Raw genomic sequence first — 12,569 nt, 5'->3', positions numbered from 1 at the left:
ACTGAAAAATGGCACGAGTTAAGCGTGGCGTACAGGCGCGTCGCCGCCACAAGAAGATTCTGGATCTCGCCAAGGGCTATTACAACGCCCGTCGCAAGGTCTTCCGCGTCGCCAAGCAGGCGGTCATCAAGGCACAGCAGTACGCCTACATCGGCCGTAAGCAGAAGAAGCGCAACTTCCGTTCGCTGTGGATCACCCGTATCAATGCGGCTGCCCGCATCAACGGCCTGAGCTACAGCCGCTTCATGAACGGCCTGCTGAAGGCTGGCATCACCCTGGATCGCAAGGTCCTGGCTGATATCGCCGTGCACGACGCAGCCGGTTTTGCTGCGCTGGCCGAAAAGGCCAAGGGCGCGCTGGCGGCATAAGTCCTTCCCGATGCCGTAACCGTTCACTCGGAACGGTGTCAGGTCAAGGCAATGCATGGGGAAGGGCGCAAGTCCTTCCCCATTCTTTTTTGGGTTCCGGCGAGGCCATGGCGGCAGCGCGGGGACGGCGGTGGCGACAGGGGTCGGCCCTTCGCGCATCGCGATGGCAGATCGACTGGAGTTCCGGCCCCCCATGAGCGACATTCAATCCCTCACCACCCAGGCGCTGGCCGATGTGGCCGCCGCACAGAGCCCCGACGTGCTGGAACAGCTGCGCGTTGCCCTGCTTGGCAAGAGTGGCAGCATCACCTCGCAGCTCAAGCAGCTCGGCGCCCTGCCGGCGGACGAGCGCAAGGCCGCTGGTGAAGCGATCAACCAGGCCCGCGACGCGCTGACCCGCGCGCTGGGTGAGCGCAAGGCGCTGCTGGAAGACGCGGCGCTGGATGCGCGCCTGGCCGCCGAAGCCATCGACATCACCCTGCCGGGCCGCAACGGCGACCGTGCCGGCCTGCACCCGATCACCCGCACTCTGGAGCGCATCACCGGCATCTTCGGCCGGCTGGGCTACGAGCTGTCGGAAGGGCCGGAGATCGAGGACGACTGGCACAATTTCGAGGCGCTGAACTTCCCGCCGCACCATCCGGCGCGCGCCATGCACGACACCTTCTACTTCGGCGACGGCCGCCTGCTGCGCACGCACACCTCCGGCGTGCAGGTGCGCTACATGGGCGACCACGCGCCGCCACTGCGCATGATCGCCGCCGGCAAGGTGTACCGAAGCGACAGCGACCAGACCCACTCGCCGATGTTCCACCAGGTCGAAGGCCTGCTGGTCGACGAGCATTCGACCTTCGCCGACCTGAAGGGCACGCTGGCCGAGTTCGTGCGCGCGTTCTTCGAGCGCGATTTCGAGATGCGTTTCCGCCCCAGCTACTTCCCGTTCGTGGAGCCGGGCGCGGAAGTGGACATCGCCTGGCAGCAGCCCGACGGCAGCACCCGCTGGCTGGAAGTGCTGGGCTGCGGCATGGTCCATCCGAACGTGCTGCGCAACGTCGGCATCGATCCGGAGCGCTACACCGGCTTCGCGTTCGGCATGGGCGTGGAGCGTTTCGCGATGCTTCGTTACGGCGTCAACGATCTGCGCGCGTTCTTCGAGAACGACGTGCGATTCCTGAAACAGTTCGCGTAAGCCGCAACCATGTAGAGCCGAGCCATGCTCGGCTGCTCCTAAATTCGCAGGCCCAGGCGCATGCGCCGGGCCCACCAGGGTGACACCATGAAATTCTCCGAAAACTGGCTGCGCAGCCATGTCCCAACCGGCGCCTCGCGCGATGAACTGAGTGCAGTGCTGACCGCCATCGGCCTGGAAGTGGAAGACGTGACCGCGCTGGGCGAAGGCCTCGATCACGTTGTCGTGGCGCGCATCGTCGAGGCCGTGCGCCATCCCGAAGCTGATCGCCTGCAGGTGTGCAGGGTCGATGCCGGGCAGGGCGAACTGCTGCAGATCGTCTGCGGCGCACCGAACGCGCGCCCTGGCCTGGTCGCGCCGCTGGCCATGGTGGGTGCGCAGATCGGCGAGCTGAAGATCAAGCCGGCCAAGCTGCGCGGCGTGGAGTCCAACGGCATGCTGTGCTCGGCCAAGGAGCTGGGCCTGGACAACGATGCCTCCGGCCTGCTGGAGCTGCCCGATGACGCCCCGGTCGGCCAGGCCCTGGTCGAGTACCTGGGCCTGCCGGACGCCAGCATCGAGATCAAGCTGACCCCGAACCGCGCCGACTGCTTCAGCCTGCGCGGCATCGCCTACGACGTCGCCGCCGCCACCCGCAGCGAAGTGCTGGACTTTGCCGCTGACGCCATTCCGGCGGTCGGCAGCCGGGAGCTGAGCATCCAGCTCGACGCTGACGCCGAAGCGCCGCGTTACCTGGGCCGCGTCATCGAGGGCGTCAATGCTGCCGCCAAAACCCCGTTGTGGATGGCCGAGCGCCTGCGCCGCAGTGGCGTGCGTCCGGTCTCGCTGCTGGTCGACATCACCCAGTATGTGATGCTGGAGCTGGGCCAGCCGATGCATGCCTACGACCTCGGCACCCTGCAGGGCAGCATTGCCGTGCGCCGTTCGCGCGCGGGCGAGACGCTGAAGCTGCTGGACGGCCGCGATGCTGCGCTGGACGACAGCTTCCTGGTGGTCACCGACGCCGATCGTGCGATTGGCCTGGCTGGCCTGATGGGCGGCTTCGACACCCGTGTCACCGACGCAACCACCGCCGTGTTCCTGGAAGCCGCGCACTTCGCGCCGGCTGCGATCATGGGCCGTGGCCGCAAGCTGGGCCTGCACACCGATGCCGGCCACCGCTTCGAGCGTGGCGTAGATCCGGCACTGCCGCGCACCGCCATCGAATACGCCACCCGCCTGGTGCTGGACCTGGCCGGCGGTACCCCGGCGCCGGTCACCGAGGCCGTGCGCGCCGATGACCTGCCGCAGCCGGCGACGATCGTGCTGCGCCGCGCACGCATCGCCCGCGTGCTCGGCATCACCATCGACGATGCCGAAATCGAGCGCATCCTGCGCGCGCTGGGCATGGTCGTGGTTGCCACGGCCGAGGGCTGGCAGGTCGCCGCGCCGAGCCGCCGCTTCGACATCGCCATTGAAGAAGACCTGATCGAAGAGCTGGCCCGCATCCACGGTTACGAGCAGATCCCGACCACGCTGCCGGGCGGTGCCTCGCGCGTGGCGATGCCGAGCGAGACCCAGCTGGACGCGCTGAGCGTGCGCCGCCAGCTGATCGCCCGCGACCTGCAGGAAACCGTCAATTTCGCCTTCGTCGACGACGCACTGCTGGCCCAGTGGCAGCTGCGCGACGGCCTGGTGCCACTGGCCAACCCACTGTCGGCCGAACTGGCGGTGATGCGTCCGTCGCTGCTGCCGGGCCTGGTCGCCACGCTGGGCCGCAACGCCGCCCGCCAGCTCGGCCGCGTGCGCCTGTTCGAGCTCGGCCGCGTGTTCGCCCAGCAGGCCGGAGATGGCCAACCGGCACCGCTGGAAACCCTGCGCGTGGCGGCAGCTGTCTGCGGTGAGGCGCAGGCGGTGCAGTGGGGCCTGCCGACCCGCAAGGTCGATTTCCATGACCTGAAGGGCGACCTGGAATCGCTGGCGGCTGCCAGTGGTGCGGTACTGGAGTTCCGCCCGTCGGCCCGTGCCTACGGCCACCCGGCGCGGTCGGCCGAGGTGTTCCGCGATGGCGTGGCGATCGGCTGGATCGGCCAGATCCACCCGCGCCTGGCCAAGGCGATGGATATCGAGGCCGATGTCTACGCCTTCGAGCTGGATCTGGAACCGCTGACCGCCCGTCGCCTGCCCCGTGCCGGCGAGCTGTCGCGCTTCCCGGCGGTGCGTCGCGACCTGGCGTTCCTGGTGCCTGAACAGGTCGCCTGGGCCGATCTGGCCGCGACCGTCCGCCAGGCCGCCGGCCCGCTGCTGCGCGACCTGAACCTGTTCGATCGCTATGTTGGCCAGGGCGTCGAGCCGGGGTTCAGGAGTCTCGCTATGGGCTTGATTTTGCAGGACAAGTCGCGCACTCTGACGGACCGCGACGTGGATGCGGTGGTGGCCGAGGCGGTCACTGCCATCGAGCGTGAACACCACGCCCGGATCCGCGGCTGAGCGGGCAGCACTCGGGGGTAGCAGGCAATGGCATTGACCAAGGCGGAGATGGCGGAAAAGCTGTTCGACGAAGTCGGTCTGAACAAGCGGGAAGCCAAGGAATTCGTCGACGCGTTTTTCGATGTGCTGCGTGAAGCATTGGAACAGGGACGTCAGGTGAAGCTGTCGGGCTTCGGTAATTTCGATCTGCGGCGCAAGAACCAGCGCCCGGGTCGCAACCCCAAGACCGGCGAGGAAATTCCGATTTCCGCCCGTACGGTGGTCACCTTCCGTCCGGGCCAGAAGCTCAAGGAGAGGGTGGAAGCTTATGCTGGATCCGGGCAGTAATCGCGAACTACCGCCGATCCCGGCCAAGCGCTACTTCACCATCGGTGAAGTCAGCGAGCTGTGCGACGTCAAGCCGCACGTCCTGCGCTACTGGGAAACCGAGTTTCCCAGCCTTGAGCCGGCCAAGCGCCGAGGCAACCGCCGCTACTACCAGCGCCATGACGTGCTGATGGTGCGGCAGATCCGCAGCCTGCTGTACGAACAGGGCTACACCATCGGTGGTGCACGCCTGCGCCTGGAGGGTCCCGATGCCCGCGAGGAATCGGCGCTGAGCAACCAGATCATCAAGCAGGTGCGCATGGAGCTGGAAGAAGTGCTGCAGTTGCTGCGCCGCTGATCCTATTTCCATCGTAATCCGCTATACTTCACGGCCCGCCGCACTGGCGGGCACATCGCAGCATCAGTCGGGGCGTAGCGCAGCCTGGTAGCGCATCTGCCTGGGGGGCAGAGGGTCGTCGGTTCGAATCCGGCCGTCCCGACCAAAAGCAGCGATAGAACAAGGGCTTGCGCCATACGGTGCAGGCCCTTTTTCGTTGTGGTCACTACGTGTCCACTATTCCACCACTATCGCGGCAGCGCGATACCCGTGGTAACGGACTGCCACGGCGCTTCGTGGCCACCCAGGTAATGCTCGGTCATCGATGCGTTGCCGTGCCCCATCAGCGCTTGAATCTGTTCCGTGGTCCAGCCCGCATCGCGCAGCAGCGCGCCACCCAGGCTGCGGATCTCATGGAATGTTGGCGGTGCTTCGCCACCCACGCCGGCAGCATCGCGTGCCTTTGCGAACGCACGCGACAGCTGCTCGGGCAGCACCTGCGTGTGGTGCGCTCGGTCCTTCGCGCGCTTGTCGCTGGGCCTGGCCTTTTCCGGCAGGCGGTGGATCACGAACGGCGAAACCACGTCATCGCGGCACCTGGCCAGCAGGTCGAGCAGCGGCCCGGCCACGGCGATCTGTAGTCGAACGTTCGTCGAGCCCTCGGTTTTCGACGGCACTACCCACAGGTGGCCGTCGCGCACGTCGGCAAACTTCACCGTCACCAGCCGTATCCTTCCGGCCATGCGTTCTTCCCACGGCTTCCGCACCGCCCCAATCCCCTCTGGCTGGGTCCAGACCGGCGAGCGCTGGGCGCTTTGGTACAACGGCCGGGAGACGGCCAGCGTCACGCCCGACGGCGGTCCCGGGGTCCGGCTATGGATGGAAGGCCAGAAGATGTGGCAGGTGAAGGAAGTGCGCGCGGCCAACGTCCGGCAGGCGAAGCGGTACGCCGAGCGCTGGTGCGCGGCCAGGCTGTATCCCGATCTTCCCCTGCGCCAGGCGGTCGCCCGGCTGACCGACAGCACTCCGATCCAGCCCGAGCCGCCGCTGCCAGGCCTGCCGCCGACGCGCGAGCAGCAGCAACAGGCCCGGCGTCTGGCCGAGGCCGGCGCGAGGGAAATCGAGCGGATCAAGGCAGCGCTCGAACCGCGCCGACCGCCGAAGGAGACCAAGCCCAGGGCGAGGGATCCGATGAAGGCGTGGGTCAAGGCAGGTAGAGAGCAGCTGTCCCGCGCTCGAATCTGATCCCCCGTTCAGGGGAGGCGGTCGACTCAAAATGCTTGCCACACTTGCCCTTTCACCAGAGAGAGCAATGATGAACGCTACCAATCGAAAGACCGCCAGCTTCGGAGTGCCGTGGGAATCGGCCTACGGGTACGTACAGGCCGTCCGCGTCAACAACACGATCTTCGTGTCCGGCCAGCTCTCGCACACGCCGCAGGGCGAGCTGGTTGCGCCGGCGGAGCTGGGGGCCGACGGCAAGCCCGCCAACTTCGATACCATGGAAGCCCAGATGAGGCGCACCTACGAGAACGCGCAGGTGCTGCTGGCAGAGCTGGGTGGGTCGATCGCGGACGTGGTCGAGGAAACGCTGTTCGTCATCGACGTTCCGGCCGCTTTCGCGGCCAGTAGCAAAGTCCGGCCGGCCGTGTATGGCCAGCCGGTGCCGCAGGTGGCCAGCAACCTGATCGGGGTCTCGGCGTTGGCCTTCCCCGAGCAGCTGATTGAGATTGCCTTCCGGGCGGAAGTCCAGGGTTAAGGCACTATGTGGGCGGGGCTTGCTCCGCCCGTTCCTTGCGGTGAGTAGGCCACCGATGGTTCCTACGAGCGCCTCGGCCCGGACAAAGCCAGGACGATCTCCGGCGTGCCGTACGCTACTTCTCCGCAGCGGGCTTGGCGCGGGGCTTCAATCTGAAGCTCACGCCCATCCGGTTGATCGCGTTCATGGCCGCAATGGTGAGCGTGAGGTCGACCAGGTCTTTCTCGCCGAATACTGCGGCTACTTTTTCGTACGCCTCATCAGATGCATGGGTTTCGCTCACGAGCGTCACTTCCTCTGCCCATGCCAGTGCGGCGCGCTCTTGTTCGGAGAATAGATAGGCGGCCTCGTGCCAAACAGGTAGGAGAGCGATTGTGTCGAACGGCATGCCTTCCTTAAGCAGATCACGGGTATGAATGTCGATGCAGTGGGCGCAGCCGTTTAGCTGCGACACACGCAAAAACACCAGATGCACCAGTTTCGGCGGCAGAGATGTGTTCGCGGTCACAAAGTGATGCAGTTGCCCCACGGCTTTGGCGCCCTCGGGAGAGACTACGAACCAGTTCGCTCGATTCATTTTAATGGGTCCTTTTCGGGTATCTGTGGGGCCGGAATCGCCCCACCCGAAGCAAGGACGCCGACGGGCAGCAGTTCGTGACACCTGCCTAGGCTCGTCGCGATCCGCTGCATGTACGCTCGCCGAGGAAGGGGATGCTGGCCGTGGGGCGCTAGATACGGGGCGCGGCGGGGAGCACCCGGAGAAGATCCTCGATTGGCGGGACAGGGAAGGGGATTGGCTGAAGGGGGGATCGCATCGCCGCCGTTCGGATGGCGTCGGGTAGAGCCGCCATATGCACCCTATCGGCTCGTAAGTGATTGATCGGATTGGGGCGCAATTTGCACTTTTGGGATGCCCTGCGAAGGCCTGAAACCCTTACAGATCAACGGGATGGGCCTATCTGGAACGATGCCTGGGGGGCAGAGGGTCGTCGGTTCGAATCCGGCCGTCCCGACCACTGTGATGAATCAAGAAGCCCGCGCAGCGATGCGTGGGCTTTTTTGTGCGTGCGGTGTATGCTGCGCGCCACTCGTACTACTGCGGCTGCTGAACCCGGTACTCACGAGAACACATCATGGAATCTGCAAGAAACCGTGCCTGGCGTCGCAGCCAGGCCCGCAATCGTGGTGGCGACCGCGCCACGACCGCCTACCGCTACAAGCCCGAGAAGAGCTGGAAGCTGTTGTATACGCGCGATGCCAAGCTCGCGCGTGCACGCCAGCTGGGCTTCGCCTATCCGGTCCTCAGCGCCCGGCAACTGCAGGAACAGGAATGATCAACCTGCTGTTCGTCTGCAGCCGCAACCAGCTGCGGAGCCCGACCGCCGAAGCCATGTGGCGACGGCGGCCCGGCTTCAACGCGCTGTCGGCCGGCACCAGCCCGCATGCACGACGCCCCATCGGCCCGGCGGATATCCGCTGGGCCGATGTCATCTTCGTGATGGAGGCCAAGCACCAGCATCGCCTGCGGGCCGCATACGCGCGCCTGCTGGAACACAAGCGCCTGCATTGCCTGGACATCCCCGACGACTATCGCTGCATGGATCCGGTGTTGATGGACCTGCTGGACGCAAAGGTGACCACGTATCTCGATCAGCTGCCGGAAAAGCGGTAGATCAGCTCCGGATCGCCTTCGTCCAATCCATGCCCGATGCCGCTGTCGATGAAACCCGAGGCGGGCATCACCTCGCGGATATGCAGCATCGTCGAGGAAGGATCGGGTGGTGCCATCGCAGGCTCCTGGACTGGATGCGCCCAGTCCATCGATCACGTCGGCCGTGTCTGCGTATCCGCCAAAGCCAGCGTGTGGTCGGCAGTCAATACACGCGGAACTCGGCACGGCAGCCGTCGCTGACCCACACCCCGCGGCGGTCCCAGCCCCAGTTGCGGTCCTCGACGCACGGCGTCACCGACTTCTGCTTGACCAGGCGCACTTCATGGCGCACCCGGATGCGGCATTCCTTGTCCTTCTGCTCGTAGGACTCGCAGACCAGGCGCTCGCCGTCGTCATCCCGATCACGATCCCGGCCGCGCCCCGGCCAGCGGCCGCGTCCCTGTTCGTCTGCCACGAACTCAGCGCGGCAGCCTTCGGTGACCCAGAGCATGCGGCGGCTCTGGCCCCAGTTCTGGTCCTCGACGCAGCGGGTGACCGACAGCTGCCTGGCCATGCGCATGCGGCCTTCGATCGGGCACTGCTGGGTCTTGTTGAACTGCGACTCGCAACGCAGCGGCGGAATGTGATCGCTGTCGTAGTCCTGGGCGGCCACCGTGGTGGCCACCAGCAGCAGGGCCAGGGCGGAGGTGGCAATGGGCGGCAACAGGCGATGGGTCATGGAGAGCCTCGGCAGGGGGAATGGGCCGCAAGAATGGACCAGCCCGAGGCCGTCGGAACGGATCGTTCCGGCGCTGGCTCAGTGGGGATTTAGTAGTGCGCACCGGCCCATGCAGGGCCTTACATCCCTTATCATCGCGGCACATCCGATCGCATCGGCTTACACCTTCTTACATGTCTCCCACGCATGCCGGCGCAGCCTGTGGCTGCCGTCACTGGCGTGCAGCCGGCTTGCGGAGGAGGATGCGCGGACCACGACGACCACAGGGGGTTGCGTTGATCAGCAGTACCGTCATTCATCGCTCGGCTGGCGCAGAGGCCGGGCAGGTGCGTGTCCTGGACACCACGTTCAAGGGCAAGCATGTGTTCATTGCGTGGGGCCTGCGCGGGCCGGAACTGACCCGCAGCGCAGACCCGCCCGCCACCGTGGCTGCGCGCAAGGCGTTGCACGCCGTGGCCGGCCACAGCGAAGGGCCGCGCAGCCCGGAGGTGTTCATCGCCAACCAGTCGGCGGTGGCGATTACCGTCTATCGGCTGCTGACCGAAGCGCGTTCGGGCGATGCCATCTTCTTCCTGTGTGATTCGAAGGCTGTGGTCGACTGGCTGATCACCGCACTGGAAGTCCAGGGCGAAGGCTGACGCCGCGCGCGGTCAGGCCAGCGCCGCGTCCACCGCCGCAAGCGCGTGCAGGGTGGTGGTGTCGAACAACGGCACCGCACTGTCTTCGGGGCGCACCAGCAGCATGATCTCGGTGCAGCCGAGGATGATCGCTTCGGCGCCGCGCGCGACCAGGCGCGCGATCACGCCGGTGTAGGCCTGCCGTGAGTGCTCGCTGACCACGCCGGCGATCAGCTCCTGGTAGATGATGTCGTGCACGCAGCGGCGATCATCAGCCTCCGGAACCAGTACCTGCAGCCCGAAGCGGTCCTGCAGCCGGTCGCGGTAGAACGCCTGTTCCATGGTGAAGGCGGTGCCGAGCAGTCCCACCTTGCGGATGCCTGCCTGCAGGATCGCCGTGGCGGTCGGGTCGGCGATATGCAGCAGGGGCAACCGGCACTCAGCTTCGATCCGGTCGGCCAGCGTGTGCATGGTGTTGGTGCAGATCACCAGCAGCTCGGCGCCACCGGCCTGCAGTCGCCGCGCGGCATCGAGCATGTGGTTGCCCAGCACATCCCACCGACCATCGTGCTGCAACTGCTTGATGCCGGCGAAATCCACCGACCACAGCAGCAGTTGCGCCGAATGGGCGCCACCGAGGCGGTTCCGCACCGCCTCGTTGATGAGACGGTAGTACTGCGCCGAGCTTTCCCAGCTCATGCCGCCGATCAGGCCAAGGGTCTTCATGCTCAGCTCCATGCCAGGGAGCCGTCATTGCAGCACAACCGATGCGGGACTTGCACGACACATTAGTGATTGCTAATGTGTAGGCCATGATCGAGAACGCCCTGTTCAAGGCGCTGGCCGACCCCACCCGCCGCCATATCTTCGAAAAGCTGGCCGATGGCGGGCAACATGCCAGCGCGCTACGCGAGGGCATTGCGATCAGCCAGTCTGCGATGTCCCAGCACCTGGCAGTGCTGCGCGATGCAGGGCTGGTGCGTGAGCAGCGCCAGGGACGTTTCGTCCACTATGAAGTCGATCCGCGCGGGCTGGCCCACATCGGTCGCTGGCTGCAGCGGTACCGGGCCTACTGGCCGGCGCGGATGTCCGCACTGCAGAACCTGCTGGAGGAGATGGACTGATGGACGATGTTCTGAAGGAAGCGGCTCCCGCGCTGGTGATGGAGCAGCGGTTGCCTGCGCCACCGGAACGGGTCTGGCGCGCACTGTTCGATCCGGCACTGCGTGAGCGCTGGTTGCCTGCCGCCGATCTTGCCGATCCACAGCCCTGCCTGTTCGAGGAGGGGCGGGAGCTCGGATTCCGCTTGCGCGATGCACAGCCCCCACATCTGCACAGCCTGGTGTGTTTCCGGCTGCGCGCTGATGAGGATGGGGGAACGGTGCTGACCATCGTGCATCGGCTCACCGACCGGCGCGCGCTGATACCGCCGGCGTCCAACGATGACCATCGCACGGTGATGCGCGCGGCGTGAGCCGGCGCCTGGATCGAACGCTACAGGGAGCAGGCACATGCGGGACAGAATGCAGCTGGTACCGATGGTGGTGGAACGCAGCGAGCGCGGTGAGCGCTCCTATGACATCTACTCGCGGCTCCTGCGCGAGCGCATCATCTTTCTCAACGGCGAAGTCGATGACACCGTATCGGCGCTGGTCTGCGCGCAACTGCTGTTCCTTGAATCTGAAAATCCGGAGAAGCCGATCCATCTGTACATCAACTCGCCGGGCGGGGTGATCTCCAGCGGCCTGGCGATGTATGACACGATGCAATACATCTCGGCCCCGGTGCATACGCTGTGCATGGGCACCGCGCGGTCGATGGGTTCGTTCCTGCTGATGGCCGGCGAGCCGGGTCACCGCGCGGCGCTGGCCAATGCCAGCCTGCATGTGCACCAGCCGCTGGGCGGGGTGCAGGGCCAGGCTTCGGACATCTTCATCCACGCCGAGGAGATGCAGCGCACCAAGCATCGCATCACCCAGCTGTATGCGCGGCATTGCGGACGCAGTTTCGAGGAGGTCGAACAGACCCTGGACCGCGATCGGTTCATGAGCGCCGAGCAGGCATGCGAATGGGGCCTGATCGACCAGGTACTGGTACGGCGCGACGCGCTCGCGGCCTGAGCCTGCCTCTGTAACCACCGCATCCATGCTGCACTGTGTGTGCCGCGCCAGGCCGGCGCACTCTATGCTGGTTGGATGTTCTGAAAGTGGACGCCCGATATGGCCCTGCATACCTGGTGGTGGTTCCTGGCCACGGTCTTCGTGCTGTGCGGGACGCCTGGGCCGAACATGCTGCACATCCTTGGGCGCAGCGTCGGGCTGGGATTTCGCGGCAGTGTGCCGGCCATGGCCGGCTGCCTGCTGGCGATGCTGCTGGTGCTGGCGACTTCCGCAGCGGGCCTGAGTGCGCTGCTGCATTCCTCGCCGATGCTGTTCGAGGTGCTGCGCTATCTCGGTGTGGCCTACCTGGCCTGGCTCGGCATCAAGGCCTGGCGTGACAGTTGCCGGCCCGCACCCGCAGTGGTCGATGCTGCAGAGGTCACACTGGCGCCGGTACATGGCGCAGGAACGGTGTTCCGCGGCGGCCTGTGGGTTGGCCTGAGCAATCCCAAACTACTGCTGTTCGCCGCAGCGTTCCTGCCACAGTTCGTCGATCCGTCGCGCAGCCAGGCCGTGCAGTACAGCGTGCTGGTGGCGACCTTCGCGGCCTGCGAACTGTTCTGGTACGTGATGTATGCGGCCGGTGGCCACGGCCTGCGCCGTTGGCTTGCAAAGCCATTCGCACGGCGCTGGTTCGAGCGGCTGGTGGGAAGCGTGTTCCTGGCTTTCGCAGTGGCGTTGTTGCGCTTCCGGCCGCGTTGATTCACGCCGCACACGCGGCCCGTTCACGGGCGCCGCATCGGTGGCGGCCTAGCCTGATCGCACCGTTTGCATTCCCTGCGGGGAAAGGACTGACATGATCAAGTGGGCCATCATCTTCGCCATCATCGGCATCATCGCGGGCGTGCTGGGCTTCGGCGGCATCGCTGGCGCCGCCGTAGGCATCGCCAAGTTCCTGTTCTGGGCAGGCATCATCATCGCCGTGGTCCTGTTCCTGATCGGCATGAGCGTGGCGAAGAAGGTCAGCTAGCGCCG

General features: G+C 65.9%; 19 protein-coding genes, 1 tRNA gene and 1 pseudogene. 16 read left to right on the top strand and 5 right to left on the bottom strand.

What is annotated here, in order from left to right; genetic code table 11:
- Positions 1–8 precede the first annotated feature (8 nt).
- The 6 genes from rplT to ACZ75I_RS13565 all read left to right on the top strand — a co-directional run bounded on the left by rplT (position 9) and on the right by ACZ75I_RS13565 (position 4,835).
- Positions 9–368, top strand: a complete 360-nt coding sequence (gene rplT, locus ACZ75I_RS13590; RefSeq protein WP_005410435.1) for a 50S ribosomal protein L20 — start codon at positions 9–11, stop codon at positions 366–368.
- Between the two features lie 193 nt (positions 369–561).
- The gene (locus ACZ75I_RS13585; protein ID WP_005417865.1) at positions 562–1,557 is read left to right on the top strand and encodes a phenylalanine--tRNA ligase subunit alpha; all 996 of its coding nucleotides are present in this window, start codon (positions 562–564) and stop codon (positions 1,555–1,557) included.
- 87 nt (positions 1,558–1,644) lie between these two features.
- Positions 1,645–4,026 (top strand): phenylalanine--tRNA ligase subunit beta, encoded by a 2,382-nt coding sequence (gene pheT / locus ACZ75I_RS13580; RefSeq protein WP_472958087.1) that lies wholly within the window; start codon positions 1,645–1,647, stop codon positions 4,024–4,026.
- A 27-nt stretch (positions 4,027–4,053) separates the two neighbouring features.
- Positions 4,054–4,353: an integration host factor subunit alpha gene (locus ACZ75I_RS13575; protein ID WP_005410432.1), complete on the top strand. Its 300-nt coding sequence runs from the start codon at positions 4,054–4,056 to the stop codon at positions 4,351–4,353.
- Positions 4,334–4,690 (top strand): MerR family transcriptional regulator, encoded by a 357-nt coding sequence (locus ACZ75I_RS13570; protein ID WP_053518690.1) that lies wholly within the window; start codon positions 4,334–4,336, stop codon positions 4,688–4,690. Before ACZ75I_RS13575 ends, ACZ75I_RS13570 begins: the two co-directional genes overlap by 20 nt.
- Before the next feature lie 68 nt (positions 4,691–4,758).
- A tRNA-Pro gene (locus ACZ75I_RS13565) sits at positions 4,759–4,835 on the top strand.
- An 82-nt stretch (positions 4,836–4,917) separates the two neighbouring features.
- On the opposite strand, the gene ACZ75I_RS13560 is transcribed toward ACZ75I_RS13565, so the two are convergent.
- Positions 4,918–5,391, bottom strand: a complete 474-nt coding sequence (locus ACZ75I_RS13560; RefSeq protein WP_180868232.1) for a tyrosine-type recombinase/integrase — start codon at positions 5,389–5,391, stop codon at positions 4,918–4,920.
- 19 nt (positions 5,392–5,410) lie between these two features.
- Here ACZ75I_RS13560 and ACZ75I_RS13555 point away from each other — a divergent pair, with 19 nt between their 5' ends.
- Both ACZ75I_RS13555 and ACZ75I_RS13550 read left to right on the top strand, forming a co-directional pair.
- A complete protein-coding gene (locus tag ACZ75I_RS13555) occupies positions 5,411–5,914 on the top strand; it encodes a hypothetical protein (RefSeq protein WP_180868235.1) in 504 nt (167 codons plus the stop codon).
- A gap of 70 nt (positions 5,915–5,984) precedes the next feature.
- Positions 5,985–6,428, top strand: coding sequence for a RidA family protein (locus ACZ75I_RS13550; RefSeq protein ID WP_005417857.1), 444 nt, complete (start codon positions 5,985–5,987; stop codon positions 6,426–6,428).
- 115 nt (positions 6,429–6,543) lie between these two features.
- Here the strand turns inward: ACZ75I_RS13550 and ACZ75I_RS13545 are convergent, their stop codons facing one another.
- A complete protein-coding gene (locus tag ACZ75I_RS13545; RefSeq protein ID WP_069139815.1) occupies positions 6,544–7,005 on the bottom strand; it encodes a carboxymuconolactone decarboxylase family protein in 462 nt (153 codons plus the stop codon).
- A gap of 556 nt (positions 7,006–7,561) precedes the next feature.
- Here ACZ75I_RS13545 and ACZ75I_RS13540 point away from each other — a divergent pair.
- Both ACZ75I_RS13540 and ACZ75I_RS13535 read left to right on the top strand, forming a co-directional pair.
- Complete coding sequence (locus ACZ75I_RS13540; protein ID WP_472958084.1) at positions 7,562–7,762, top strand: hypothetical protein; 201 nt, start codon at positions 7,562–7,564, stop codon at positions 7,760–7,762.
- On the top strand, positions 7,759–8,100 hold the full coding sequence (locus tag ACZ75I_RS13535) for a low molecular weight protein tyrosine phosphatase family protein (protein WP_005417852.1): 342 nt from the start codon (positions 7,759–7,761) through the stop codon (positions 8,098–8,100). The genes ACZ75I_RS13540 and ACZ75I_RS13535 overlap by 4 nt, the downstream gene beginning before the upstream one ends.
- Here the strand turns inward: ACZ75I_RS13535 and ACZ75I_RS13530 are convergent.
- Positions 8,079–8,165 (bottom strand): annotated as a pseudogene (locus tag ACZ75I_RS13530) (GNAT family N-acetyltransferase); the annotation flags it as partial. The gene ACZ75I_RS13535 and the pseudogene ACZ75I_RS13530 sit on opposite strands and share 22 nt — an antisense overlap.
- 137 nt (positions 8,166–8,302) lie before the next feature.
- The gene (locus tag ACZ75I_RS13525) at positions 8,303–8,818 is read right to left on the bottom strand and encodes a DUF3011 domain-containing protein (RefSeq protein ID WP_005417847.1); all 516 of its coding nucleotides are present in this window, start codon (positions 8,816–8,818) and stop codon (positions 8,303–8,305) included.
- Positions 8,819–9,060: 242 nt separating this feature from the next.
- On the opposite strand from ACZ75I_RS13525, the gene ACZ75I_RS13520 reads away from it, so the two are divergent.
- The gene (locus tag ACZ75I_RS13520) at positions 9,061–9,456 is read left to right on the top strand and encodes a hypothetical protein (RefSeq protein WP_180868239.1); all 396 of its coding nucleotides are present in this window, start codon (positions 9,061–9,063) and stop codon (positions 9,454–9,456) included.
- A 12-nt stretch (positions 9,457–9,468) separates the two neighbouring features.
- Here the strand turns inward: ACZ75I_RS13520 and ACZ75I_RS13515 are convergent, their stop codons facing one another.
- On the bottom strand, positions 9,469–10,161 hold the full coding sequence (locus ACZ75I_RS13515; protein WP_180868241.1) for an aspartate/glutamate racemase family protein: 693 nt from the start codon (positions 10,159–10,161) through the stop codon (positions 9,469–9,471).
- An 86-nt stretch (positions 10,162–10,247) separates the two neighbouring features.
- On the opposite strand from ACZ75I_RS13515, the gene ACZ75I_RS13510 reads away from it, so the two are divergent.
- From ACZ75I_RS13510 to ACZ75I_RS13490, 5 genes are all read left to right on the top strand, one after another.
- Entirely contained in the window at positions 10,248–10,559 is a 312-nt protein-coding gene (locus tag ACZ75I_RS13510) for an ArsR/SmtB family transcription factor (RefSeq protein ID WP_072169128.1), read from the top strand.
- Positions 10,559–10,909, top strand: a complete 351-nt coding sequence (locus ACZ75I_RS13505) for an SRPBCC family protein (protein ID WP_472958083.1) — start codon at positions 10,559–10,561, stop codon at positions 10,907–10,909. Before ACZ75I_RS13510 ends, ACZ75I_RS13505 begins: the two co-directional genes overlap by 1 nt.
- Positions 10,910–10,946: 37 nt before the next feature.
- Entirely contained in the window at positions 10,947–11,555 is a 609-nt protein-coding gene (locus tag ACZ75I_RS13500; protein WP_053499231.1) for an ATP-dependent Clp protease proteolytic subunit, read from the top strand.
- Positions 11,556–11,654: 99 nt separating this feature from the next.
- The gene (locus ACZ75I_RS13495) at positions 11,655–12,296 is read left to right on the top strand and encodes a LysE family translocator (protein WP_472958082.1); all 642 of its coding nucleotides are present in this window, start codon (positions 11,655–11,657) and stop codon (positions 12,294–12,296) included.
- Between the two features lie 94 nt (positions 12,297–12,390).
- Positions 12,391–12,564, top strand: a complete 174-nt coding sequence (locus ACZ75I_RS13490) for a DUF1328 domain-containing protein (protein WP_005417836.1) — start codon at positions 12,391–12,393, stop codon at positions 12,562–12,564.
- The last annotated feature ends 5 nt before the right edge of the window (positions 12,565–12,569 follow it).

The sequence above is a fragment of the Stenotrophomonas sp. X genome (assembly GCF_055721025.1).
This window is presented reverse-complemented; position numbering and strand designations above follow the sequence as displayed.